This is a genomic window from Ewingella sp. C233, from assembly GCF_055407225.1.
Window position 1 is genome coordinate 2,040,665 of record NZ_JBUZRI010000001.1, and the last position, 24,697, is coordinate 2,065,361.

Annotated in this window: 18 protein-coding genes; 14 read left to right on the top strand and 4 right to left on the bottom strand. The window is 56.6% G+C overall.

The window, feature by feature from the left end; translation table 11 throughout:
* Positions 1-17: 17 nt before the first annotated feature.
* The 5 genes from uhpC to ACZRKO_RS09340 all read left to right on the top strand — a co-directional run bounded on the left by uhpC (position 18) and on the right by ACZRKO_RS09340 (position 7,130).
* Entirely contained in the window at positions 18-1,325 is a 1,308-nt protein-coding gene (uhpC, locus tag ACZRKO_RS09320; protein ID WP_463736911.1) for an MFS transporter family glucose-6-phosphate receptor UhpC, read from the top strand.
* A 44-nt stretch (positions 1,326-1,369) separates the two neighbouring features.
* Complete coding sequence (locus ACZRKO_RS09325) at positions 1,370-2,410, top strand: ABC transporter substrate-binding protein (RefSeq protein ID WP_463736912.1); 1,041 nt, start codon at positions 1,370-1,372, stop codon at positions 2,408-2,410.
* Between the two features lie 82 nt (positions 2,411-2,492).
* Positions 2,493-4,571, top strand: coding sequence for an ABC transporter permease (locus ACZRKO_RS09330; RefSeq protein ID WP_463736913.1), 2,079 nt, complete (start codon positions 2,493-2,495; stop codon positions 4,569-4,571).
* A gap of 23 nt (positions 4,572-4,594) precedes the next feature.
* Complete coding sequence (gene fbpC, locus ACZRKO_RS09335) at positions 4,595-5,671, top strand: ferric ABC transporter ATP-binding protein (RefSeq protein WP_463737518.1); 1,077 nt, start codon at positions 4,595-4,597, stop codon at positions 5,669-5,671.
* A gap of 199 nt (positions 5,672-5,870) precedes the next feature.
* Positions 5,871-7,130 (top strand): MFS transporter, encoded by a 1,260-nt coding sequence (locus ACZRKO_RS09340; protein WP_463736914.1) that lies wholly within the window; start codon positions 5,871-5,873, stop codon positions 7,128-7,130.
* 88 nt (positions 7,131-7,218) lie between these two features.
* Here ACZRKO_RS09340 and ACZRKO_RS09345 read toward each other — a convergent pair whose 3' ends face one another.
* Complete coding sequence (locus tag ACZRKO_RS09345; protein ID WP_463736915.1) at positions 7,219-7,551, bottom strand: DUF496 family protein; 333 nt, start codon at positions 7,549-7,551, stop codon at positions 7,219-7,221.
* Between the two features lie 144 nt (positions 7,552-7,695).
* Positions 7,696-8,790 carry an FUSC family protein gene (locus tag ACZRKO_RS09350; RefSeq protein ID WP_463736916.1) on the bottom strand — a complete coding sequence of 365 codons (1,095 nt, stop codon included), beginning with the start codon at positions 8,788-8,790 and terminating at the stop codon, positions 7,696-7,698.
* A gap of 250 nt (positions 8,791-9,040) precedes the next feature.
* On the opposite strand from ACZRKO_RS09350, the gene sbcB reads away from it, so the two are divergent.
* Positions 9,041-10,468, top strand: coding sequence for an exodeoxyribonuclease I (sbcB, locus tag ACZRKO_RS09355; protein ID WP_463736917.1), 1,428 nt, complete (start codon positions 9,041-9,043; stop codon positions 10,466-10,468).
* A gap of 180 nt (positions 10,469-10,648) precedes the next feature.
* Here the strand turns inward: sbcB and ACZRKO_RS09360 are convergent, their stop codons facing one another.
* Positions 10,649-12,028, bottom strand: a complete 1,380-nt coding sequence (locus ACZRKO_RS09360; RefSeq protein ID WP_463736918.1) for an APC family permease — start codon at positions 12,026-12,028, stop codon at positions 10,649-10,651.
* A 472-nt stretch (positions 12,029-12,500) separates the two neighbouring features.
* Positions 12,501-13,934 carry a glutamine synthetase family protein gene (locus tag ACZRKO_RS09365; RefSeq protein ID WP_463736919.1) on the bottom strand — a complete coding sequence of 478 codons (1,434 nt, stop codon included), beginning with the start codon at positions 13,932-13,934 and terminating at the stop codon, positions 12,501-12,503.
* Positions 13,935-14,260: 326 nt separating this feature from the next.
* Here ACZRKO_RS09365 and puuD point away from each other — a divergent pair, with 326 nt between their 5' ends.
* The 8 genes from puuD (at position 14,261) to ACZRKO_RS09405 (ending at position 24,073) form a co-directional block, all read left to right on the top strand.
* Positions 14,261-15,058, top strand: a complete 798-nt coding sequence (puuD, locus tag ACZRKO_RS09370) for a gamma-glutamyl-gamma-aminobutyrate hydrolase (protein ID WP_463736920.1) — start codon at positions 14,261-14,263, stop codon at positions 15,056-15,058.
* A gap of 807 nt (positions 15,059-15,865) precedes the next feature.
* The gene (locus ACZRKO_RS09375; protein ID WP_463736921.1) at positions 15,866-17,506 is read left to right on the top strand and encodes a TIGR04028 family ABC transporter substrate-binding protein; all 1,641 of its coding nucleotides are present in this window, start codon (positions 15,866-15,868) and stop codon (positions 17,504-17,506) included.
* 16 nt (positions 17,507-17,522) lie between these two features.
* Positions 17,523-18,467 (top strand): ABC transporter permease, encoded by a 945-nt coding sequence (locus ACZRKO_RS09380; protein WP_463736922.1) that lies wholly within the window; start codon positions 17,523-17,525, stop codon positions 18,465-18,467.
* Complete coding sequence (locus ACZRKO_RS09385; protein WP_463736923.1) at positions 18,464-19,330, top strand: ABC transporter permease; 867 nt, start codon at positions 18,464-18,466, stop codon at positions 19,328-19,330. Before ACZRKO_RS09380 ends, ACZRKO_RS09385 begins: the two co-directional genes overlap by 4 nt.
* Positions 19,327-20,979 carry a dipeptide ABC transporter ATP-binding protein gene (locus ACZRKO_RS09390; protein WP_463736924.1) on the top strand — a complete coding sequence of 551 codons (1,653 nt, stop codon included), beginning with the start codon at positions 19,327-19,329 and terminating at the stop codon, positions 20,977-20,979. The genes ACZRKO_RS09385 and ACZRKO_RS09390 overlap by 4 nt, the downstream gene beginning before the upstream one ends.
* A gap of 22 nt (positions 20,980-21,001) precedes the next feature.
* Positions 21,002-22,054: a putative FMN-dependent luciferase-like monooxygenase gene (locus ACZRKO_RS09395; RefSeq protein WP_463736925.1), complete on the top strand. Its 1,053-nt coding sequence runs from the start codon at positions 21,002-21,004 to the stop codon at positions 22,052-22,054.
* Positions 22,051-23,166, top strand: coding sequence for an alkylhydroperoxidase domain protein (locus ACZRKO_RS09400; RefSeq protein ID WP_463736926.1), 1,116 nt, complete (start codon positions 22,051-22,053; stop codon positions 23,164-23,166). Before ACZRKO_RS09395 ends, ACZRKO_RS09400 begins: the two co-directional genes overlap by 4 nt.
* Positions 23,159-24,073, top strand: coding sequence for a VOC family protein (locus tag ACZRKO_RS09405; RefSeq protein WP_463736927.1), 915 nt, complete (start codon positions 23,159-23,161; stop codon positions 24,071-24,073). Before ACZRKO_RS09400 ends, ACZRKO_RS09405 begins: the two co-directional genes overlap by 8 nt.
* Positions 24,074-24,697: the final 624 nt, after the last annotated feature.

A 24,697-nucleotide genomic window follows, 5' to 3' on the forward strand; every position in this document is an offset into this window, starting at 1 on the left:
ACAAGCCGGAGAAAACCATGACCCTCACCGCTGCCGAGGTTGATAAAGATTATCGCTACTGGCGTGTTCATCTGCTGATGTCGATGGTGATTGGCTACGCCGCGTTCTACCTCACCCGCAAGAGCGTCAATTTCGCCATGCCGGTGATGCAGCTGGAACTGGGGCTGACCAAAGGGGATATCGGCCTGCTGGGCACGCTGTTTTATCTGGCCTACGGCGGCTCGAAGTTTGTCTCGGGAATTTTCAGTGACCGCACCGGAGCTCGCTGGTTTATGGGCGTCGGCCTGCTGATGACCGGCGTGCTCAACATCGCGTTCGCTTTTTGTCATTCACTGCCCGCACTGCTTTTCGTGTGGACGCTGAACGGATTTTTTCAGGGCTGGGGATGGCCGCCGTGCGCCAGATTACTGACCCACTGGTATTCGCGTAACGAACGCGGTTTCTGGTGGGGCTGCTGGAATACGTCGATCAACATCGGCGGTGCGGCGGTGCCTCTGCTGTCAGGGATACTCGCCGCCACGTGGGGTTGGCAGGCGGCGCTGCTGGTGCCGGGTGCCATCGGAATTGTGCTCGGTGTCTGGCTCTGCCGTCAGCTGCGCGGCACGCCGCAGGAACAAGGTTTGCCGACGGTCGGCGAATGGCGGCGTGACCCGCTGGAGCTGCGCCAGGAGCAGCAAAGCCCGTCGATGAGCATGACACAAATTTTACGTAAGACCATTTTGCAGAACCGGACGATCTGGCTGCTCGGCGTCTCTTACGTGCTGGTCTACCTGATCCGCATTGCACTCAACGATTGGGGAAATATTTGGCTGGCGGAGAATCATGGCATCAATTTGCTTAGCGCTAACGCCACGTTATCTCTGTTTGAACTTGGCGGACTGCTCGGCGCACTGTTCGCCGGATGGGGCTCAGATTTGCTGTTTCGTGGCCAACGCGCCCCGATGATTTTACTGTTTTCGCTCGGGCTGTTTTTGACTGTCACCGCCCTGTGGCTGGCGCCGGTCCACCACTTCGGGCTGCTGGCGCTGAGCTTCTTCAGTATCGGATTTTTTGTTTTCGGGCCGCAAATGCTGATAGGGCTGGCGGCGACGGAATATTCACACAAAGACGCGGCAGGCACGGTGACCGGTTTTCTCGGACTGTTTGCCTACCTCGGCGCAGCACTGGCGGGATGGCCGCTGGCGATAGTGATGCAACATTATGGCTGGTCCGGATTTTTCGCCGTGCTGACGCTGGCGTCGGCCTGCGTCGGATTGCTGTTGATGCCGATGATGATGGCCGGGATCAGCAAACGCGAACTTAACACCTCGCCGCCGGATAACTGACAAGGTTCCTCTGTTCCACCCTATAAAAATAAAAGGTAAACGCCATGAAACTGTCCCTGATCCATTCCGCTCTTGCCGCCGCCGTGGCCCTGACTGCGCTGACCGGTGCCGCTCAGGCCAAAGGCCGTCTGGTGATTTATTGCAGTGCTACCAACGCCATGTGTGAAGAAGAAGCCAAAGCCTTTGGCGAGAAGTACGATGTCAAAACCTCGTTCCTGCGCAACGGCTCCGGCAGTACGCTGGCGAAAGTCGAAGCCGAAAAGAAAAACCCGCAGGCTGACGTCTGGTACGGCGGCACGCTGGATCCGCAATCTCAAGCCGGTGAAATGGACCTGCTGCAACCTTACAAATCCCCGAACCTTGCGCAAATCATGCCGAATTTTCAGGATCCTGCGAAACGCAAAGGCAACTACTCCTCGGCGGTCTACATCGGCATTTTGGGGGTCGGTGTGAATACCAACCGCCTGAAAGAGAAAAACTTGCCAGAGCCGAAATGCTGGAAGGATCTGACCAACCCGATTTACAAAGGTGAAATCCAGATTGCTGACCCGCAAAGCTCCGGCACCGCTTATACCGCACTGGCGACTTTCGCGCAGCTGTGGGGTGAAGATCAGGCCTTCGATTACCTGAAAAAACTTAACACCAATATTTCGCAGTACACCAAATCCGGTATCGCCCCGGCGCGTAACGCCGCGCGCGGTGAAACGGCCATCGGCATCGGTTTCCTGCACGATTACGCTCAGGAAAAAGAGAGTGGCGCACCGTTAAAACTGATCTCACCGTGCGAAGGTTCCGGCTATGAAATTGGCGGCGTCAGCATCCTTAAAGGCGCGCGCAACCTCGACAACGCCAAATTGTTCGTAGACTGGGCGCTGTCCAAAGAGGCGCAGGAACTGGCCTGGAAGAAAGGCCAGTCGTATCAGATACTGACCAACACCACCGCAGAAACCTCCCCGAACTCGCTGAAAATGAGCGACCTGAAGCTCATCAATTACGACATGGACAAGTACGGCGCGTCGGATATGCGTAAAGAGCTCATCACCAAATGGGTGAACGAAGTGAAGATGGGTAAAGAGACACAATAAAAACCCGCCACTTGGCTCCTCTGGTGTAAACGCGGAGGAGCATTTTTTATCGCCAACACCTTTTTCTCTTTAGGGAAATCTTATGTCTCATTCACTAACCCTGCCTGATACCCGGCGCAGGGACCCGGTTTTCGGCTGGCTGGGGCTGCTTCTGGCAGCCTTCTTGCTGCTGCCAGCCTGGAGTCTTGACTACGGCCTGATGGACTCCTCGCAGGAGGAGATCCTCGACGCCTATGGCTGGTCAGGGCTGAACGTCAGCCTGCTGTGGCTGCTGTTACCGATGGTTTTACTGCTGCGCCCGCGTTTTGCAAAACGGCTGGAAGCACGCCGTCGTCATCAGTTCGATGCCGTCTGGTCGGTGTTCTGCGCGCTGTTTATGATTGTCAGCGCCGCGCTGGTCGGCCGCGGTCTGGGCTATGGCAGTATCGGGATTTTTATTGCGCTCGGCGCAGTCTGTACGCTGGCGCTGTCGCGGCTGGAGTGGCTGGGCGGTGACCGTTTCGTGCTCGGCTCTCTGGTATGCATTATCGCGCTCATCGGCGTCTTCATCATTTACCCGAGCATTGCGATCTTCATTCCTATGTTCACCAACGATGCCGGAGAATTCGCGCCGCTGGCCTTTATGGCGGTGCTCGGGCAGTCGCATATTTTACAGGTGATCTGGAATTCGTTCGTTCTGTCGGTGGCCGTTGGCATTGGCTGCACCTTCTTCGGACTGGTGCTGGCGATTTACACCACCCGCATCGCCAAACGTTCAGCGATTATTGGCCGTATCTTCTCGATTTTACCGATCGTCACCCCGCCGTTTATCGTCGGCCTTGGCGTGACGCTGATGATGGGCCGTTCCGGGTATCTCACCGAGTTCATGGCCGACTGGTTCGGACTAACCAACACCAATTGGCTGTACGGTTTCACCGGCATCTGGCTTGCGCAGGTGCTGGCGTTCACGCCGATGGCCTTTATGATTCTGGATGGTGCGATCAAAACCATTCATCCGTCGCTGGAAGAAGCGTCGTACACGCTGCGCGCCAGCCGCTGGCAGACGTTCCATCGCGTGTTCCTGCCGCTGCTCAAACCGGCGCTCGCGAATGCCTTTCTGATTGTCATCGTCCAGTCGCTGGCGGACTTCAGTAACCCGCTGGTGCTCGGCGGTAACTTCGACGTACTCGCCACGCAGATTTACTTCTACATCACCGGCGCTCAGCTCGATTATCAGGCCGCCAGTACGCTCGGTGTGATCTTGCTGGTCTTCTCGCTCCTGGTGTTCTGCATCCAGTACATGTGGATTGGAAAACGCTCGTACGTGACCATTTCCGGCAAAACCTCGCGCGGCGACGTTCAGCCGCTGCCGGTAACGCTGGTCTGGGGCGTGACCGCGCTGCTGGCAATCTGGGTGGCATTCAACGCCCTGCTTTACGGCAGCATTTTCTACGGCAGTTTCACCGTCAACTGGGGCGTGGATTACACCCTGACCTTCGCCAACTTCACCAAACTGTTCGGCCAGGGCTTCAGTGACGGCGCGTGGCCATCGCTGCTCGACACCCTGCTCTACGCCGGGATCGCCGCGCCAATCACTGCGCTGTTTGGCTTGCTCATCGCTTATATCGTGGTGCGCCAACAGTTCCGTGGCAAAAAAACCATCGAGTTCAGCACCATGCTGTGCTTCGCGGTGCCGGGAACCGTGGCCGGGATTTCGTACATTCTGGCCTTTAACAGTGCACCGGTTTACCTGACCGGAACGGCGGCAATCGTGATTATCTCGATGGTGATGCGTAATGTGCCGGTGGGTATCCGTGCCGGTATTGCGGGACTCGGGCAGTTGGATAAATCACTGGATGAAGCCTCGCTCAGCCTGCGTGCCGGGTCGATGCGCACCGTGATGTACATTCTGCTGCCGCTGCTGCGACCGGCCATTCTGTCGGCGCTGATTTACAGCTTCGTGCGCGCCATTACCACCGTCAGCGCGATTGTGTTTCTGGTCACGCCAGACACCCGCGTCGCCACCGCCTACATCCTCAACCGGGTGGAGGATGGCGAATACGGTGTGGCGATTGCCTACGGATCGATCCTTATCGTGGTGATGCTGACGATCATCTTCATCTTTGACTATCTGGTTGGCGAAGCGCGAATTTCCCGCTCAAAAGCCAAAACCGGCCAATAATTTCGGAGTGACTTTTTATGACCATGACCACTGAGAACCCAACCCGAAGCGTGCCGGTGGAAGCCGCCAAAAGCTTTGTTGAACTCAAAAACGTCGCCAAGCGATTTGGCACCAATACCGTGCTGGAAGGTCTGGACCTGGCGATCCCAAAAGGCAAAATGGTCACCCTGCTCGGCCCGTCCGGCTGCGGAAAAACCACCGTATTGCGCATGGTCGCGGGGCTGGAGAAGCCGTCAGAGGGGCGAATTTTTATCGATGGCGAAGACGTGACAGACCGCTCCATTCAGCAGCGCGATATTTGCATGGTGTTCCAGTCTTATGCGCTGTTCCCGCATATGTCGCTGGGAGAAAACATCGGTTACGGGCTGAGAATGCTCGGGCGGCCAAAAGCGGAAATTCGTGACCGCGTGCGTGAAGCGCTGTCATTGGTCGATCTGGAGGGTTTTGAAGATCGTTACGTCGACCAGATTTCCGGCGGCCAGCAGCAGCGCGTAGCGCTGGCCCGGGCGCTGATCCTCAAACCGAAAGTGCTGCTGTTCGACGAGCCTCTGAGTAACCTCGACGCCAACCTGCGCCGCAGCATGCGCGAGAAAATCCGCGAATTGCAGCAGCAGTTCAACATCACGTCGCTGTACGTAACGCACGATCAGAGCGAGGCCTTTGCGGTTTCCGACACCGTGCTGGTGATGAACAAAGGCAAAATCATGCAGATTGGCGCGCCGCAGGAGCTCTACCGCCAGCCCGCGTCACGCTTTATGGCCAGTTTTATGGGCGACGCCAACGTCTTCCCGGCGGATTTGCACCGCGATACCGTGGAGATTTTCGGCTACCACATTCCGAAACCCGGCGGTTTTGCACCAGGAATGCAGCACTGCACCGTGGGCGTCAGGCCGGAAGCCATCACCCTCGGTTTGCAGGGTGACGACAGCCAGCGCTGCACCATTACCCACGTCGCCTATATGGGACCGCAGTACGAAGTCACCGTGGAGTGGAACAGCCAGTCGCTGCTGTTGCAGGTCAACGCCACGCAACTGCAACCGACCGCCGGGGATAACTTCTTCCTGCAAATCCACCCTTACGGCATGTTCGTACTGGTATAATGTCACGCCGGGGGAGGGTTAATTTCCCCCGGCGCGGTTTGCCTGCCTGACAGGCTTCCCCCCCTCCCCAATTCATGCTAAAAGTTTCTGCTTGTATAATTAACTCACTATTAATAACCCTAATAAGTTTCTGGCTACCCTCTTGACTCCCCCTTGTCTACGCTGCCGGAACCAAAATAGTGATTATCAGGAATGTGCGATGCCTCCTCACCCCGCTACCTCAGATTCGTTATTGCAGCACCGTTCTTTTGTCGCCTTTTGGATTGCCAGGGCGGGTTCCAGCTTCGGTTTCCAGATGCTTTCCATTGTCGTGAGCTGGCAGATCTATTCGATCACCGGTCGCGCACTGGATCTGGGCCTCATTGGCCTGGCGCAGTTTTTGCCGTCGGTGACGCTGGCACTGTTCGCCGGGCACGTAGCGGATCAGTTTGACCGCCGGCGCATTGTCCTCTGGGGACAAATTGCAGAATGGCTGGCGATTATCGCTTTAGGTGTACTGACGCTAACTCATCATGTGAATGAACTGACCATCCTCGGGCTGGTGTTTGTGATTGCCATTGCCAAGGCGATGGAAGCTCCCTCGATGCAGTCGATGCTGCCCGCACTGGTGCCACCGCACCTGCTGGCCCGCGCCATGGCAGCGAATGCGGTGTCCGGCCAGGCGGCGGCTATGGTCGGCCCGGCGATAGGTGGTTTGCTCTATATCGCAGGATCCAGCGTGGTGTATCTGGCCTGCGGACTGCTCTATTTTCTGTCTATCGTGATGGTCAGCCGTTTGCAATATGAACAGGCACCGCCGCAGCGCGTACCCGCCACCTTTGCGACGCTGTTTGCCGGAATACGCTTTATCCGCAACCGGCCTGACGTGCTGGGTGTGATTTCGCTGGACCTGTTTGCGGTGCTGCTGGGTGGTGCTACTGCCCTGCTGCCAATCTTTGCCAAAGATATTTTGCACACCGGCCCCTGGGGACTGGGGCTGCTGCGCGGCGCACCTGCCGTCGGTGGATTGCTGGTCGGGTTCTGGCTTAGCCGTCAAGCACTGACCCGCAATGTGGGGATGACCATGTTTGCCGCCGTGGCAGGCTTTGGTGTGGCAACGCTGGTGTTTGCGCTTTCCAGCACGCTGTGGCTGTCGATGATTGCGCTGTTTTTCCTCGGCGGCTTTGACATGGTCAGTATGGTGATCCGCGGCGCGCTGGTGCAGCTCGATACGCCCGATGAAATGCGCGGACGCGTCAGTGCAGTCAACTCCATTTTTATCAACACGTCGAATCAGCTGGGTGAGTTTGAATCAGGTTTACTGGCGGCGTGGATGGGCGCAGTGCCTGCTGCGGCTATCGGCGGGATTGGTACGCTGGTCGTGGTCGGTCTGTGGATGGCGTGGTTCCCCAATCTGCGCCGCCGCCAGCGGCTGGAAAATGAGCCGTCAACGCAGGAAGGGAAAGTCCAAACGGTTTGACGTTCAACCACAAAGAACAAAAGCAAAAGGCCCTATCACACAGGTGACGGGGCCTTTTTAATACGAATGACGGTCTGAATAACGACGCTTATTTGCTTTCGTTGGCTTTTACTTCGCCCAGCGCTTTCAGTTTTTTCGACATTTCACGACGTTCTTTAGACAGGTCAGCATTGCGGATGATGTAGTCATCAACGCGGTCTTCATAGTCGCCACGCATGCTGGCAATGATGGCCTGAATTTCTTCAACGCTCATGCCCGGTTTGATGTAGTCGCCCAGGTTGTCGAGCAGCAGAACACGTTTCTGGTTGTCGCGAATTTTCTTTTCGTTGTCGGCAATTTCACGTTGCAGCTTGTTCTTGCGGCGGAAAATTCGTACAAACTCCAGAACGTCATGGAAACTCGGCTTGTTGATATTGTCCATTTTAACACCTTCGATTAAGTTACACAGATTCAGTGACTGACAGCCCGGAACGGGGGTTACAGCGTAGCAGGAAATGCCTGCGCGTTCAGAACGAAAGCCTAATTCGCTTATCTTACCCGTTTTAGCGGGCAGACAAAAATCCCTTCACACTTTCGGCACCGTGCTGACCTCATTTAACGCCTCTTCTTTGCGCATGGTCATCGTGATGAGGTCACCTAACGACTTAAGTTGCTCGGCCACCTGCATACTCAGCCAGACATAGCCGTAAATTGGTGTTTCCAGGTGCTCGCTGTTCATATCACGCATCAGCTGTTTCAGCTCCTCAGCGGATTCATTGAGCTGATGATTCAGCGCCGATTCATCCCCTTTGGTGCCGTTGAGCAGCATGTCGCTTAACTGCTCCAGCGAGTCCAGCATCAGTAATTGGGCGCTGCGCAACGTGCGTGCATTGAGCATAAGATAGTGGCTTTCACGCGAACTCCAATAGGCGTCCGCCAGTAATTCCAGCGTACACAACAGATTGCGGCTAAGCGTCTGGATAGCATCGAACACTTCGCGGGGAATATGGGACTCTTTACTGGCGGGGGCGAACAGCGCGCGCATCTTCACCATCTGGTTCATGGCGGTTTTCAGCTTGCCGTGCAAATGCGGGCGTTCCAGCATGTTCGGCGACAACCAGGCGCTGTAGAGCTTGTTGAGCGACATCAGATAATCGGCCATCTGCATCCGCCAGTGAATAAAGGCGCGCTGCGGATAAATACTGGCAAAAAACAGCGCCAGCAGCGAGCCGAATACCACGTCGCCTGAACGCCATAGCGCCGTGTGCATATCTCCGGGCCCAGCACCGCATACTACCGCCAGCGTCACGCCAATCAACAGCGCCATATAAGGCCGTTTACCCAGCGTCAGGTAGCCGCTGACAAACATCACGATGCCGCACCACGCCAGCATCAGCGGCAAAGAGTAAAGCTCCAGCCATAGCGCAATCAGTCCGGAAGCCGAGCCGAATACCGTTCCGGCGATACGCTCAGAGACGCGCTGTAACACATTACCCCAGAATGAAATTGGCCCCATTACCACGACCAAAGTGATGAGCGGCCAGGTGCCTTCGGGGATCTCGGTGAGACGCACAATCAGGAACGTAAGAATGAACGCCAGTGCAATACGCAACGCATGCGTGATGCGATAGTGACTGTAAATCACGTTGTCGAGCGGCGAGATTTTTTTGTCCAGACGCATACAGCGATACCCATGCAATGCCATCAGTGGCGGAAGAATCAAAGGCCGTTAGTTTAGCCGAGTTGTTACAGGGGATCACCGTGGTTTTAGCGGGGTTTAATCAAACTTTAGGTGAATAACCGGCAGATCTCCAGGACATGTCGCAGGCTGGCAGATTTCCCCATGACATCTCGCCGCTGAATGTTATCCTTAACGGCTGTTCGCCATGCCACATCATTACAACCAGCCGCGATTAAGGGTCAACTCAGCAATGTCAGACAAGCCACAAAAAACGTTCTACTTTCATGATTACGAGACTTTCGGCAAAAACCCGGCGCTGGACCGCCCTGCGCAGTTCGCCGGTGTACGTACCGACCAGGATTTCAACATCATCGAAGAGCCGCTGGTGATCTACTGTCGCCCGTCTGACGACTATCTGCCGGAGCCGGAAGCGGTGATGATCACCGGCATCACGCCACAGCTGGCGCTGGAGAAAGGGCTGAGCGAAGCGGAGTTCAGCGCGCACATTCATAAAGCGTTCAGCGTGCCGGGAACCTGCATTGTCGGCTACAACAATATTCGTTTTGATGACGAAGTGAGCCGCAATATTTTTTACCGTAACTTCTGCGATCCTTATGCCTACAGCTGGCAATACGGAAATTCCCGCTGGGATCTGCTGGATGTGATGCGTGCCTGTTACGCCCTGCGTCCGGACGGCATCAACTGGCCGGAAAACGACGACGGATTCCCGAGTTTCCGTCTTGAGCATCTGACCAAGGCCAACGGCATCGAACATGAGAATGCCCACGACGCGATGGCAGACGTTTACGCTACCATCGCTATGGCGAAGTTGGTGAAACAGGCGCAACCCCGTCTGTTTGATTTCCTGCTTGAGCACCGTAATAAGCACAAGATCAACGCACTGATCGACATTCCTGCGATGACGCCGCTGGTGCATGTCTCCGGTATGTTTGGCGCCGCGCGCGGCAATACCGCTTGGGTTGCGCCACTGGCGTGGCACCCGGAGAACAAGAATGCGGTGATTGTCTGTGATTTAGGCGGCGACATGACGCCATTGCTGGCGCTGGATGCTGAACAGATGCGCGAACGGCTTTACACACGCCGCGATGCGCTCGAACCCGGTCAGTCGCCGCTGCCCATTAAGCTGCTGCATATTAATAAATGTCCGGTGCTGGCTCCTGCGAAAACGCTGCTGCCGGAAAACGCCGAACGTCTGGGTATCGACCGCGAGCGCTGCCTGCAAAATTTACAGCTGCTGCGCCAGAATACTCAGGTCCGTGAAAAAGTGGTAGCGCTGTATGCCGATGCCGAACCGTTCAAAGGTTCCGACGACGTCGATGCCCGCCTGTACGACGGATTCTTCAGCGATGCCGACCGTGCCGCGATGCGCATTATTCTCGAAACCAAACCCGAGAATCTGCCCACACTGGATCTGACCTTTAACGATTCCCGCATCGAAACGCTGCTGTTCCGCTACCGTGCCCGCAACTTCCCCGCCACCCTGACTGACGCCGAACAGCGACGCTGGCGTGAACATCGTCAGGAAAAACTCAACGCCGAACGCGTGCAGGACTACATTTTGCAGCTCGAATCGCTGTACAACCTGTACGAGGAGGATGCGGAGAAGACGGCGCTTCTCAAGGCGCTGTTCGACTACGGGAAGAAGCTGGTGGCGTAAGCACGGCTTTCGCTTTAAGTCTTCAACCTCAACTTCAACTTCAAATTCAAGGTCGTGGACGTCGGCCCACACCGGTAAACCTTGGGCTACAGCCCAAGGTCTTGATCTTGAAGTTGAAGTTTAGTTTCCTGCTCTTTCCAAAGAGCAAAAAAAAAGGACCCTTGCGGGTCCCTTACTTTTTTATGCCTCAGGCATGATCTCGCCACTCATCTGCGGCGGCTTCTGCCGGAACAGGTTGGTGATGAAGGCCAGATAGCACAGGCCAATCGAGCCCCAGACCAGGCCGAGCGTCATTGAGCTGACTTCCAGATTCAGCCACAAAGCGCCGACGGTCAGTGCACCAATCACCGGCAGGACCAGATAGTTGATGTGATCCTTGAAGGTCTTGTTGCGCTTCTCGCGGATATAGAACTGCGAGATAACCGACAGGTTAACGAAGGTGAAGGCCACCAGCGCACCGAAGTTAATCAGCGCCGTTGCGGTCACCAGATCAAAGGTCACAGCGGACATCGCAACAACGCCAACCAGCACGACGTTGAACGTCGGCGTGCGCCATTTCGGGTGCACATAACCGAAGATTTTCTCCGGAAATACGCCGTCGCGGCCCATCACGTACAGCAGGCGGGAAACACCCGCGTGGGCCGCCATGCCCGATGCCAGAACGGTCACACAGCTAAAGCACAGGATCACGGACTGGAAGAACTTACCCGCCACATACAGCATGATTTCCGGCTGGGATGCGTCAGGATCATGGAAGCGCGAAATGTCAGGGAAATAAAGTTGCAGGAAGTACGAGACCACCACAAAAATCACGCCGCCAATCAGGGCAGTCAGGAAGATTGCTTTCGGGATCACTTTACCGGCGTTCGGCGTCTCTTCAGACAATGAACTGATACCGTCGAAACCCAGGAACGAGAAGCACAGTATCGTCGCCCCGGTGATCATCGGCACCACGTGCGCGTTTTCACTGAAGAACGGTTTGGTGCTGGTCAGCGTACCTGCGCCTTCGCCCATGTACACACCGTGGATCAGCAGACCCATGAACACCACCATAATGGCCACCTGAACCACCACGATAATGCTGTTAAGGTTAGCCACCACCTTAATGCCACGCAGGTTGAAAGCGGTCATCAACGCGACCAGCGCGGTAACAAATATCCACGACGGCACGCCCGGGAAGATAGCTTCCAGGTAAATTTTAGCCAGCAGGATGTTGATCATCGGCATGAACAGGTAGTCCAGCAGGGATGACCAGCCGACCATAAACCCGACGTGCGGGCTGATGGCTTTCTGCGCGTAGGTATACGCAGAACCGGCGGACGGGAAGCGTTTCACCAGTTTGCCGTAACTCACTGCGGTAAACAGTACGGCGATCAACGCGAAAATATACGCGGTGGCTACGTGGCCGTCAGTCAGGCCCGACACAATACCGAAGGTATCGAAAATGGTCATCGGTTGCAGATAGGCAAGGCCCATCATCACAACCTGAACCAGAGTCAGGGTTTTACGCAGCTGTACGCGATGGGTTGCCGGAGCGGCAGTTGAGACATTAGCAGACATGGCTCAGCCCTCCCTGATTTGCAAGCACCGGACGTGTAAACGCCTCCGTGCGCAAAGTACAGGGCTGACTTCGTGTTGGATAACCAGGAAACGGGGGATTGATCTTTACATCGCTGAATACGGACATAAAGGCTGAGCGTTGTTGGCCGCAGCTGACAAAGATACCGGCGGGCACCGGTACAGGTTTAAAATATTGCCCCATCATGCATTTCCTCATAGCGGTGACCGTTTATTGATTTGGGGGTCACACACGAACCTGGTTATCTATCCGGATCTGAGTCCGGCCTCTGTTGAATTAGTTTGCGTACCATACAATGCAAAAAAAATAACCGGCGCCTTAAAGCGTCGGTTATTCTGCATGTGCTGTATTTTGCCCTAACTTTAGGGCGGATGACAAGATTTTGAGGGCTTAAGTTACAATTTCTTTCTTTGTGCTGCGCAGGATCAAAAAATACGCCCCCATTTCGCCCAGTCAGGCGTTACGCAGCATCCAGTCGATTTCGGTTTCAGTCACGCGCCGCTCAAATTGCAACAACTCGTCCGATTTACACGCGTGGTAAACCTGAGAGAAGCGCTCGCCGAGATATTTTTTCAACGCCGGTTGCTCGTCAAACTCCACCAACGCATCGCTCTGGCGAATGGGTAGCGGAATACCTTCCTGCTCCAGACCGTTACCGGTGACAGGTTCAGGCAGCGGTAAATCGTTGTCGAGGCCGTACAGCATTCCGGCCAGCACGCTCGCAACGACCAGATACGGGTTAGCATCTGCGCCCGCCAGACGATACTCCACGCGGTGATCGGCGCTACCACTGCACGGCACGCGCAACGCAACCGTGCGGTTATTGTGGCCCCACGAGGCCTGCGTCGCCACGTACATGCCCGGCTGGAAGCGGCGGAAAGCGTTGACGTTCGGTGCCAGTACCGCCATTGAGGCCGGCATCAGCGCGAGCATCCCCGCCAGCGCACGTTTCATTAGCGCTGAATCTTCCCCTTCGCTGTCGGCCAGCAGGTTTTTTCCATTGTCATCAAGCACGCTCAGGTGGATATGCATACCGCTGCCCGCATGTTCATCATACGGCTTCGCCATGAAGGTGGCGTCCATATCATGATTTTCCGCCACCAAACGTACCAGCCTTTTCAGGGTCAGGGCGTGGTCGCAGGCGCGCAGGATATTGTCGCTGTGGTGCAAGTTGATTTCGAACTGACCGGGCGAAGACTCGGCCACCGCGCCATCGGCTGGCAAGCCCTGAATATGAGCCAAACGGTCGATATCGCTGAGAACGTCGGCGAAATGGTCGAGATTATCCACCGAATAGCATTGAGTATGAATGCTGCGTTCATTGGTTCCGGGGGTACATGGCGGCTGGATTGAGCCTTCCGCATCTCGCTGCCTGTCGAGCAGATAGAACTCCAACTCTACCGCTACCACCGGGAACAATCCCCGCTGGCGCAATGTTTGCCACAGATGGTTCAGCACATTGCGGGGTTCAACGTCAAAGGGAGTGCCATCTTCGTCAAGCATGGTCAGCAGCAACTGGCCGATGTGATCGGGGTCAGAAGCCGAAGGCGCAAGCGTGCCGGGGACGGGTAAACAGATGCGATCGGGTTCGCCTAATTCCTGACCTAAACCGGCCTCTTCCACCACGTTGCCAAGGATATCCATGGCGAACACGGAAGCCGGGAAATAACAGCCTTTTTCAATTTTTCTCAACGCTGAGACGGGGATGCGTTTACCGCGGAAACTGCCGTTTAAATCTGTGAGGAGGACATCGACGTGAAGTGTGAGAGGTTGACGCTCCAGGTATTGAGTTACTTCATCCTGGAACGCGCTACTTCGCTTCTCTTCGCCGTGTGCAGCGAAGTCTTCGACTTCGGAACTGTTTGATTCAAGAATGATCGATTGCATAGGATTTCCACCGTTTGCCTTTTTTGGCGACTCTGGCACCACCATGATGCCCCGCCGTTCAGAACGTTCTGTTTCTCTCAACGTACTCTCTTTCAACACACTTCATCTATTGATGGAACACCTCACATGATGCTCAAACATTAGTCTCATTAATAACCCTAGACTCATCGGAATTGTTTTGCAACCGCAACAGTTTGGTTACAAACCGGTTTGAAAAAGCCCCCTTCCGCTGCTAGTTTTAGAGGAGTAATGTCAACTAAATTGAATGGCGAAAGCGACAAGGCGCGGTTTTTTCAACCCTTCAAACAACTCAACGAGGCGGTAACATGGGCACTATATTTTCCTCGGCGCAGGCCAGAAAAGAGACCAGCTACAGACCGATCATTGGGGTGGTGATGTGCGAAAACACCATCGACGAGAACCCGGCACTCACGGTGCATGAAAAATATCTCGACGCTATCTTTAACGCCAACGCGTTACCCGTCTGTCTTCCCCACGAACTGGCTTCCCGCGAAGGGGCCATCGATGAAGTGTTATCGCGTCTCGATGGCATCTTCCTGACCGGCAGCCCGAGCAATGTCGAACCCCACCTTTATGGTGAAGACGGCGTTGAACTGCTTGCCGATCCCGGCCGCGACAAACTCAGCATGGCATTAATCCGCGCCACGCTGGATCAGCGGATTCCGCTTTTTGCCGCCTGCCGCGGTATGCAGGAGCTGGTCGTCGCTACCGGCGGCGCGCTTTACCGTAAAGTGCATGAACAGCCGGGTTACATGGATCATCGTGAAGACACCTCCCTGCCGCACGATGCGCAGTATGATCTGGTGCATCCGGTGCATATCGAGCCGGGCGGTTTGCTTGCCGAACTGCTACCTGACTATCAGCAGTTTCAGGTCAACTCCCTGCACGGTCAGGGCGCAAAACGCCTGGGGGCGGAACTGACCATCGAAGCCCGTGCGCCGGACAACCTGATCGAAGCCGTCAGCGTACGTAATCATCCTTTCGCCCTTGGCGTGCAGTGGCACCCTGAGTGGCACAGCCTGACCGACGCGGTGTCCCGCCAGCTGTTCGAATCCTTTGTGGCAGCCTGCCGTAAAAATCATCACGGCATCAGGGGGGAGTGAGTTACCACTCAGGTCAGCTTTTTAAAGATTAAAATCGTTAAATTCAACTTCAAGATCAACACCGTGGGCCTGCTGCCCAAACCCGCCCAAAAGGAGGCGTAAACGCGCCTCCTTTTGGAACTCCTGCGTTTTTCGCTGAGACACCGACAGCTTCGCGGCTGGCAGGGCACGTGTTTCAGCCACTTCCGTTCACGGCGCAAAATGTCACGGCTACGCCGTCCCCGTCTTTCGGGTTCGAGCCATAGGTCTCGAACCTCTCATCCGGTGCCATTTTGACTGCGCCTTAGCGGCTATGTAAATCAACAGATAAATGACAAAAATAAAAGGCAAAACCTGGTCTGTTTTTGTCTTTTAGAAAAGCCCCGGCCGTATTCAAAATGTCACCGGCAAGTCGGTGGCGAGACAATGTCTTTACCGTTGGCTCAAACCCGCAGCCGGGAATCGCGAAGCGATAACATTTTACGGCTATCACTTCAGCACCTGAAACACGGCCATTGTGACCAGCGCAGCTGCTGTTTTTAAAAGCTCGGAGTCCAGAGGGCCGAGCGACTGCGGCCCTCTGGTCGTTGTGGGCCGACGCCCACGACCTTGAAGTTGAAGTTGAAGTTGAAGTTGAATTTAAAAGCGCGCCATGAACCGCGTAAATGTTCAATACATTCCTATTCCCACTTTCTCGCTATCCATAGCAATAATCCTTCGTTTATATCCTTTTTAAAAAGGTTTGATATAGAACCACCACTTTAGTTCTAAAGCCATCACGGCGGACTTCAGTGACGTTCACTTGCCGATAAGAAAAAGGATACGTTGATGCATACCATTCGCCGTTTGAACGCGGTTTCCCGCGCTCTGGCTTTAGGGCTTTTAATTTCTACCACCAGCACCGCATTTGCCGCCGACGGAACCCCTGTTCAGGGCGGGACGCTGGTCTATTTAGAGCAACAAGCACATACCAACTTATATCCACCGGCGGGCGGGTTTTATCCGAACGGCGGCATCCTGAATCAGATCACTGACAAACTGACCTATCAAAATCCGCAAACGCTGGAGATTGAACCCTGGATAGCCGAGTCGTGGAGTTTCAACGCCGACAAGACCCAATACACCTTTAAACTCCGCCCCGGTGTGACCTTCTCTGATGGTACCCCGCTGGATGCCGCTGCCGTGGCGAAAAACTTTGATACCTACGGCCTCGGTAATAAAGAACACAATCTGCCGGTCTCGGAAGTGATCAACAACTACGACCACAGCGAAGTGGTTGACCCGCTGACCGTGAAGTTCTTCTTTAAAAAATCCTCACCGGGATTCCTGCAAGGCACGGCTACCATTGGTTCTGGTTTGGTTTCACTGAGTACGCTTAACCGCAGCTTTGACTCCCTTGGCGACGCCACTCACATCATCGGCTCCGGCCCGTTTGTGGTCAGCAAAGAGACGCTGGGCCGCGAAGTCGATCTCACCGCGCGTAAAGATTACAACTGGGGCCCGGCGAAGCTTAAACAGCAGGGCCGCGCCAATCTTGATGGAATCAAGGTGATCGTCACCAACGAAGACAGTGTACGTATCGGCGCGCTGCTGGCCGGTCAGGCAGATTTCATCCGTCAGGTTCAGGCCTATGACGAGAAACAGGCCAAAGACCAGAATTTCCCGATTTACGCTGCGCCAACCAAAGGCGTCAACGACGGTATCGCTTTCCGCCCGGATAACGTATTGGTGTCGGACCTGAAAGTGCGTCAGGCCCTGCTGCATGCCACCAATGCCAAGCAGGTGGTTGATACGCTTTTCTCACCTAACTATCCGCAGGCGACCTCTGTCGTGGCGAAAACCGCTGCCGGTTATGTTGATTTGGCTGACAAGCTGACCTACGACCCGGCGCAGGCTAAAAAGCTGCTGGACGAAGCGGGCTGGGAAGCCGGTCCGAACGGCCTTCGCCAGAAAGACGGCAAAACGCTGTCGCTGACCGTGTATGAATCCCTGCCACAGCCGCAAAACAAAGAAGTATTGCAGCTGGTGTCGCAGCAGTGGGGACAGGTGGGCGTCAAACTCAACATTCTGGCCGGTGATGCAGGCAGCCGCGTGGCCGATAACCTGGATCCGGAAAAAACCGCCGCTTACGTGCTTGAAGTGGGCCGCGCCGATCCGGACGTGATCAAAAGCGCCTTCTATCCGACCAACCGCGACGTTCTGCTGCAAAAAGGCGGCTCCAGCAGCAAGGTGAAAAACTTCCGCGACGACAAACTCAATGATTTGCTGATTGCCGTCTCCGCCGAAGTGGACCCGAAAAAACGTCTGGCGCTCACCGCTGACGTGCAGAATTACCTGCTGGATCAGGCTTACGTCATTCCGATCTTCGAAGAACCGCAGGTGTTTGCCGGTGCGCCATACCTCAAAGGCATCAACTTTGAAGCGGTTGGCCGTCCGAGCTTCTACGGCGCGTGGCTGGAAAAGCATTAATCAGCAGGAGTAAACCATGAGCCGATACTTTAGCGGACGCATTGGGCAGGCCATTCTGGTGTTGTGGGCGGCCTTTACTGTCTCCTTCATCCTGTTACAGGTGCTGCCCGGCGACGCCATCCTGATCAAATTTCAGAACCCGGATATGGGCCTGAGCCCGGCGCAGGTTGCGGATATGCGCGCCGCCTATGGCGCGGATATTCCGGTGTGGCAACAGTATTTTCACACGCTGGGCAATTTCCTGCGCGGGGATTTGGGCTATTCGATTCAGGCCGGTGTGCCGGTGACGGACTTACTCAAAAGTAACTTCCCACCGACCTTGCGTCTGGCAGTGCTCGGCTTTGTGCTGGCGACGGCGGTGGCCGTGGCCATCGCTTTCCTCTCCAGCCTGCTGCATTTCGGCTGGCTGAAGTCGCTGTTTCAGTCGCTGCCGTCGCTGTTTATCTCTATCCCCACTTTTTGGCTCGGCATTGCGCTGATTCAGTTTTTCTCTTTCCACCTGCGCTGGATCCCGGTAATTAACCCCGGTGAATGGGTCGGGCTGATTCTGCCGATTATCACGCTGGCGGTACCGATTTCCGCCCCGCTGGCGCAAATCTTGATTCGCAGTATTGATCAGGTGCAAACCCAGCCATTCGTGGCCGTGGCCCGCGCCAAAGGCGCGTCGCGCAGCGGTGTGCTGTGGCGGCACGTGGCGCGCAACGCCATGCTGCCGGCCCTGACGATTGCCGGTCTGCTGTTTGGCGAACTGATTGCCGGAGCGCTGATCACCGAAACGGTGTTTGGCCTCAACGGTCTTGGCCAACTGACTCAGCAGGCGGTGAATAATCAGGACGTCGCGGTATTGCAGGCCATTGTCGTGATCTCCGCCGCCGCCTTTGTGGCCATCAACCTGCTGGTTGATCTGGTGTTCCCGTTACTGGATCCACGCCTTAAAACTTCTGCGGGAGCCCATGCATGAGCAGTTTACCGATTGATCAACTTCAGGCCGCTCACGTTGCCAAACCGGCCACACGAAGCAGCCTGTTCACCCGCCTTCAGCCAGGGCTGATTCTGGCCTGGGCCGTGATGATCGTGGTGATTTTATGGGCCATCGCACCGGGGCTGTTTACCGCTTACAGCGGTACGGAAGGCGTGGCGGGCGCTCAGCGTCTGGCTCCGCAGGCCGGCCACTGGCTGGGGACTGACCAACTGGGCCGCGATGTTTACGCGCGCATTGTCTACGGCGCGTCGCACTCTCTCTCCGGCGCACTGGTGGCGGTCGCCCTCGGACTGGTGCTGGGAACCGCACTCGGGTTATTCGCAGGGGCCGTCGGTGGCTTCGCCGATACCGTCGTCATGCGCATCGTCGACGTGCTGCTGTCCATTCCCGGCCTGCTGCTGTCGCTGTCGGTGATTATTTTACTTGGCTTCGGCACAGTCCATGCGGCGATTGCCGTCGGGGTGACGTCAATTGCCAACTTCGCCCGCCTCGCCCGTTCAGAAGTGGTACTGGTGCGGCACAGCGATTATGTCGAAGCGGCTTACGGCAGCGGCGGAACTTTTGGTGCCGTACTGTGGCGACATATCTTGCCGAACTCACTCACCTCAGTGATCGCCTTTTCGGCCTTACAGTTTGGCAGCGCCATTCTGGCAATCTCCACTCTGAGCTTTCTCGGTTATGGCACCCCACCGCCGACGCCGGAATGGGGCTTACTGATCGCCGAAGGCCGTAACTACATTTCCACCGCCTGGTGGCTGACCACCTTCCCCGGCGTCGTCGTGGTGTTGGTGGTGCTCTCCGCTAACCGCATTAGCCAGTCGTTTCGCAGGAGCCGCCGATGAGCCTGAACTTACGTTTAAACCGCACCGCTACCGGAGAAGCCACGCCGGTGCTGGCATTGGAAGATGTGTCTATCGCCTACAGCAGCGGTGCGCAGAGTCAAACCGTCGTGCACAACGTGTCGTTTTCGATATATCCGGGTGAAGTGGTGGCGCTGGTCGGCGAATCCGGCTCGGGCAAAACCACCACCGCACAGGCCATTATTGGCCTGCTGGCGGAAAACGGTCATCTGCAACAAGGGGCTATCCGCCTCAACGGGATTGATATCAGCCAGTGGTCGCAGCGCCGTCTGGATGCCCTGCGCGGCGCACGCATCAGCCTGATCCCGCAGGACCCGACCAGTTCGCTGAATCCGGTAAAAACCATCGGCGCGCAGGTGGCGGAAATTTTGAATATTCACCGCCGTCTGCCGCGTAAACAGCGTGACGAACGCGTGGTGGAATTATTGGCGCGCGTTGGGCTTTCGCACCCTGAACTGCGGGCAAAGCAGTACCCGCATGAGCTTTCCGGTGGCATGAAACAGCGGGTGCTGATCGCCATTGCGATTGCACTGCAACCGGCGCTGATCATCGCTGATGAACCCACCAGCGCACTGGACGTCACGGTGCAAAAACGCATTCTGGATTTGATCGACGAACTGCGCCGTGAATTCGGCACCGCCGTCCTTTTCGTCACCCATGACCTCGCCGTGGCAGCCGAACGCGCCGACCGCCTGCTGGTGTTTCGTCAAGGCAAAGTACAGGAACAGGGCATCACGGCAGAAGTGCTGAATGCGCCGAAAAGCGACTATACCCGCCAGCTGTTTGCCGATGTCCCTGCCCTTTCTGGCAAGCACCGCGCCAGCGTGCGGACGGCATCAACCGACAGCGTGCTGCGCGTTGAAAATGTCATCAAAGATTTTGCCCTCGGTGGCAAAGGCAAACCCGCGTTTCGCGCCGTGGATAACGTCTCTTTCAGCATTGCGCGCGGCACCACGCACTCTCTGGTGGGCGAATCCGGCTCCGGTAAAACTACGCTGGCGCGCATTCTGCTCGGCTTTCAGCAGCCTGACTCAGGGCACGTATTTATCGACGGTCAGGATATTACCCGGTTGAAAGGGGAAGCGCTGCGCCAGCTGCGCCGTAAGATCCAGCTGGTCTATCAGAATCCGTTTGCCTCACTGGATCCGTCACAGACACTGTTCAAAGTGATTGAAGAACCGCTGCTGAATTTCGAGCCGCTCAGCACAGAGGAGCGCCGCCAGCGGGTCCATAAAATTGCTGACCGCGTGGCTCTGCCGCCGGAACTGCTCACCCGCAAACCCCGCGAACTGTCCGGCGGTCAGCGGCAGCGCGTGGCGCTGGCCCGCGCTCTCATCCTCGAACCCCAGGTGCTGGTGCTGGATGAAGCCACATCGGCCCTCGACGTCACCGTGCAGGCACAAATACTGAGCCTGTTGCAGGAGTTACAGGACTCACTCGGCCTGACGTATCTGTTTATTTCTCACGATCTCGCCACGGTCCGGCAGATTTCACACAGCGTCTCGGTGCTTAACCGCGGGCAGCAGGTGGACTCCGGCGACGTCGAATCGGTGTTTGCCCGTCCGGGCAGCGATTACACCAAAGAACTGATTAATGCGATCCCAGGCTCCGGCCGCCATCGCGCTGCATAACTGAAAGAGTGAAGGAATAACGATGAGCACTAAACGACTTGGATTCTTTACACGCCTGCTGGATGACACCAGTCCGCAGGAGCGCTACCGGCTGGCAACAGAGCAAATTGTTCACGCCGAGCAGCAGGGTTTTGACTCGGCGTGGGTCGCGCAGCACCATTTTCACGCCGCGGAAGGCGGTCTGCCCGCACCGCTGGTGTTTCTGGCTCAGGTGGCGGCGCACACCCGGTTTATCCGTTTAGGCACAGGCATTATCACGCTGGCGATGGAAAACGCCCTGCGCGTGGCGGAAGACACCTCGGTGCTGGATTTACTGTCAGGTGGACGACTGGAAATTGGTTTAGGTTCTGGCGGTACACCGACCTCATTCCCCCCGTTCGGGCTGGAGAGCAGCCAGCGCGGCGCGGTATTTAGCGAGAATCTGCGCGTGCTGTTACAGGCGTGGCGCGGCGAACCGCTGGCAGGCACCGATAACCGTTTATATCCGGCAGCCCCGCAGCTGGCGGGCCGTATCTGGCAGGCCACGTTTTCGGTGGAAGGCGGCGAACGGGCGGGACTCGCAGGCGATGGCCTGATGCTGTCACGCACCCAACCCCGCCCGCCCAATGCGCCAAACCTGACCCTGGCCGAGATCCAGAACCCGATTATTGATGCCTATCTCACCGCCCTGCCCGCCGGGGTCGAACCGCGCATCATGGGTTCACGCACCGCCTTTGTGAGCGAAGATGGCAACGAAGCACGGCGGCTGGCAGAAAAAGGGCTGCGCCGTCAGGCAGAAAATCACCGCACCAGCGGGCAGACCGTACAGGGAGATTCTCTTGACGATCACATCCGTGCGTTCGATGTGCATCTGGGTTCACCGGAGCAGGTCATTACTTCCCTCAGGCAGGACAGCGCACTGGCGCGGGTGACCGATCTGGCTTTCCAGGTGCACTCTATCGATCCGCCGCATCCGTATATTTTACGCTCCATTGAACTGATTGCCCGACAGGTTGCCCCTGCGCTGGGCTGGGTACGCCGTACTCCAAAAACTGTGACTTCCCCTCTGCCAGAACTTGCTAAGGAAACCTTATGACTTCTACGACGCACTCCGCCGATCTGCTGGCTCAACTGGCCGCTATCGACGCTGATTCTGAACTGGCACAAGCCCGCGAAATCCGCGACGCTGCCACGCGCCACACTCAGGGCAGTTATGAGACGATTTTCAACGGGGATGACACCGTGGATTTTACGCTCGCCGAACGCCTCCTGCTCGCCGAAAACGTCGCGCGCTGGCACGGGGATAACGCACTGGCGTCGCACTACGCCGAGCGTTTACAGGGCGTCGACGGCGATGGCAACAGCGACAGATTGCAGGCAGCACTCGATCACGGCGAACGTCTGAGCTTTAAACCAGCCAGCGCCACGGCGGCTCATCTGCAAAGTCTGCAACTGGCAGGCTGGAGCTTTGACGCCATTGTCACGCTGTCGCAACTGATCGCGTTTGTGAGTTACCAGACTCGCGTGCTACGCAGCTACCGCCTGATTGGTGGTCAGCCGGTGGAAAACGCCAGCGACAAACCGGCCGTCGCCGCTTTCTGGCGTACCGACGGTAAAACGCATAGCGGGCGTTCGGCACCAAAGGTTTTCACACAAGCAGAGCTGGGCTGGGAGCCGTGGATTGCCGCGAAAAAACTGGCCGAGTTTGATACCGAGCAGCAGGCGATTCTGGCGCGTTTTGGCCATACGGATTCCGATTATTTCCGCCTGCTTGGCCGCAACCTGCCGGTGCTCGAACAGCGCACGCTGACCGACAAAGGCATTTTCTACACCAGCGGTGGTCTGCCGCGCAAAGAACGTGAACTGGCCGCCACCGTCGCCAGCAAAGTCAACGGCTGTATCTACTGCGCGTCAGTGCATGCGCGCAAGGCCAGCCAGCTGTCCAAACAAAACGACGAGGTGCAGAAGCTTATCGATACCGCACCGGGCGGCATTTTGAGCCAAGGGCAGACGCCACGCTGGCAGGCCGAAATCGACTTTGCCGCCGCGCTCTCAGCTACGCCGCCGACGGCCAGCACCACGCATATTTCTCGTCTGCGTGAACAAGGGCTAAGCACGCTGGAAATTGTCGATCTTGCGCAATCCGCGGCCTTCTTCGCCTGGGCCAACCGCCTGATGCTCACGCTGGGAGAACCGTTCGATGACTGAATTATCTGTCCATAATCTGGCAACGCCCGAGCACGGCACCGCCGCGACAACCCGCATTACCCCGCATCTGGATCACGCGGTGGTCAATGTGGCGGGCCGGCTGGACCATGCTGAGCAGCAGTTCCGCCGTCTGGGTTTTCAGCTCACACCGCGCGGACACCATTCGCTCGGGTCGAGCAATCATCTGGCGATCTTTGGCGAGAACTATCTTGAACTGCTGGGCTATGAAGCGGCGAACGAACACACCCGCAAAGACTTATGGCTGGCTCCGCTCGGGTTAACCGGGCTGGTGTGGAAAACCCAGAATTCCGACGCCGTCTTCAGCCATTTGCAACAGCAAAACATCGCCGGTTCACCCCCGGCGGAGTTTTTCCGCCCGGTGCAGCTTAACGATGGCTCAGAACCCAACGCCCGTTTCCGTACCGTACCGCTGGCCGCCGACCGCGTTCCCAATGGCCGCAGTTTCTTCTGTCAGCACGTCACACCGGAACTGGTCTGGCGCACCGAATGGCAACGCCACCCGAACGGCGTGACCGACATCAGTGGCTTCGTTATTGCCGCCAGTGACCCGCATCAGGCCGCACAGGTGTACGGCGAGCTGTTTGGCCAACGGGCGGTCGTCAGCGACGATCAACGTGGTTTTAAAATTAATGCCGGCCGCGCCACCGTGCGCTTCATCACGCCCGACCGCGCCACCGATGAATTCGGCAAAGTCCCGGAAGGTGAAAATGGCAGCGCCCGCATGGTCGCACTGGAGTTTTCGACCGGATCGCTGGAACAGGTGCGCAATAGTTTGAAAGTCGGTGAGATTGCGTTCACCGAAAACGCAGAGCGGATCGTGGTGAGGGCCGAGGAGGCGCTCGGCGTCGCCTTGGCATTCGGGTTGCGGACCGAAAACGCTTTTTAAATTCAAGGACAAAACCTTGGGTTGCCACCCAAACTGGCCTTAAGGTCAAGACCTTGGGTTGCCACCCAAACTGGCCCAAAAGGAGGCATAAACGTGCCTCCTCTTGGAACTCCTGCGTTTTTCTATGTAACACCGACAGCTTCGCCGCTGGCAGGGCACGTGTTTCAGCGACTTCCGTTCACGGCGCAAAATGTCACGGCTTCGCCGTCCCCGTCTTTCGGGTTCGAGCCATAGGTCTCGAACCTCTCATCCGGTGCCATTTTTGAGTGCGCCTTAGCGGCTATGTAAATCAAAAGAAGTAAAAAGAAAGAAGAAAGAAGAACGGTTTGATTTTGAATTTAGAAAAGCCTCGGCCGCGTTCAAAACGACGTCGAATAAGAGGTGGAAAACCGCGCGGGGTTTGCGCGGGTTGTAACCCGCAATGAGAGTACCGCGCAGCGGCGGCGTTTGCGGCTATCGCTGTGGCCCCTGAAACACGGCCATTGTGACCAGCGCAGCTACCGGTGTTCCATGAAAAAGCCTGGGGGTCCAGGGGGCGGCGGCGACTGGCCGCCCCCTGGTCGGTGTGGGCCGACGCCCACGACCTTGAAGTTGAAGTTGAAGTTGAATTTAAAGATTTATAAG

What these genes read in the sequence shown, in the direction of transcription:
- uhpC (WP_463736911.1), top strand. Translation starts at nt 18, where the DNA reads ATGACCCTCACCGCTGCCGAGGTTGATAAAGATTATCGCTACTGGCGT.
- ACZRKO_RS09325 (WP_463736912.1), top strand. Translation starts at nt 1,370, where the DNA reads ATGAAACTGTCCCTGATCCATTCCGCTCTTGCCGCCGCCGTGGCCCTG.
- ACZRKO_RS09345 (WP_463736915.1), bottom strand. Translation starts at nt 7,551, where the DNA reads ATGGACAATATCAACAAGCCGAGTTTCCATGACGTTCTGGAGTTTGTA.
- ACZRKO_RS09340 (WP_463736914.1), top strand. Translation starts at nt 5,871, where the DNA reads ATGCCTCCTCACCCCGCTACCTCAGATTCGTTATTGCAGCACCGTTCT.
- ACZRKO_RS09375 (WP_463736921.1), top strand. Translation starts at nt 15,866, where the DNA reads ATGCATACCATTCGCCGTTTGAACGCGGTTTCCCGCGCTCTGGCTTTA.
- sbcB (WP_463736917.1), top strand. Translation starts at nt 9,041, where the DNA reads ATGTCAGACAAGCCACAAAAAACGTTCTACTTTCATGATTACGAGACT.
- ACZRKO_RS09385 (WP_463736923.1), top strand. Translation starts at nt 18,464, where the DNA reads ATGAGCAGTTTACCGATTGATCAACTTCAGGCCGCTCACGTTGCCAAA.
- fbpC (WP_463737518.1), top strand. Translation starts at nt 4,595, where the DNA reads ATGACCACTGAGAACCCAACCCGAAGCGTGCCGGTGGAAGCCGCCAAA.
- ACZRKO_RS09400 (WP_463736926.1), top strand. Translation starts at nt 22,051, where the DNA reads ATGACTTCTACGACGCACTCCGCCGATCTGCTGGCTCAACTGGCCGCT.
- ACZRKO_RS09350 (WP_463736916.1), bottom strand. Translation starts at nt 8,790, where the DNA reads ATGCGTCTGGACAAAAAAATCTCGCCGCTCGACAACGTGATTTACAGT.
- ACZRKO_RS09395 (WP_463736925.1), top strand. Translation starts at nt 21,002, where the DNA reads ATGAGCACTAAACGACTTGGATTCTTTACACGCCTGCTGGATGACACC.
- ACZRKO_RS09380 (WP_463736922.1), top strand. Translation starts at nt 17,523, where the DNA reads ATGAGCCGATACTTTAGCGGACGCATTGGGCAGGCCATTCTGGTGTTG.
- ACZRKO_RS09390 (WP_463736924.1), top strand. Translation starts at nt 19,327, where the DNA reads ATGAGCCTGAACTTACGTTTAAACCGCACCGCTACCGGAGAAGCCACG.
- ACZRKO_RS09330 (WP_463736913.1), top strand. Translation starts at nt 2,493, where the DNA reads ATGTCTCATTCACTAACCCTGCCTGATACCCGGCGCAGGGACCCGGTT.
- ACZRKO_RS09365 (WP_463736919.1), bottom strand. Translation starts at nt 13,934, where the DNA reads ATGCAATCGATCATTCTTGAATCAAACAGTTCCGAAGTCGAAGACTTC.
- ACZRKO_RS09405 (WP_463736927.1), top strand. Translation starts at nt 23,159, where the DNA reads ATGACTGAATTATCTGTCCATAATCTGGCAACGCCCGAGCACGGCACC.
- ACZRKO_RS09360 (WP_463736918.1), bottom strand. Translation starts at nt 12,028, where the DNA reads ATGTCTGCTAATGTCTCAACTGCCGCTCCGGCAACCCATCGCGTACAG.
- puuD (WP_463736920.1), top strand. Translation starts at nt 14,261, where the DNA reads ATGGGCACTATATTTTCCTCGGCGCAGGCCAGAAAAGAGACCAGCTAC.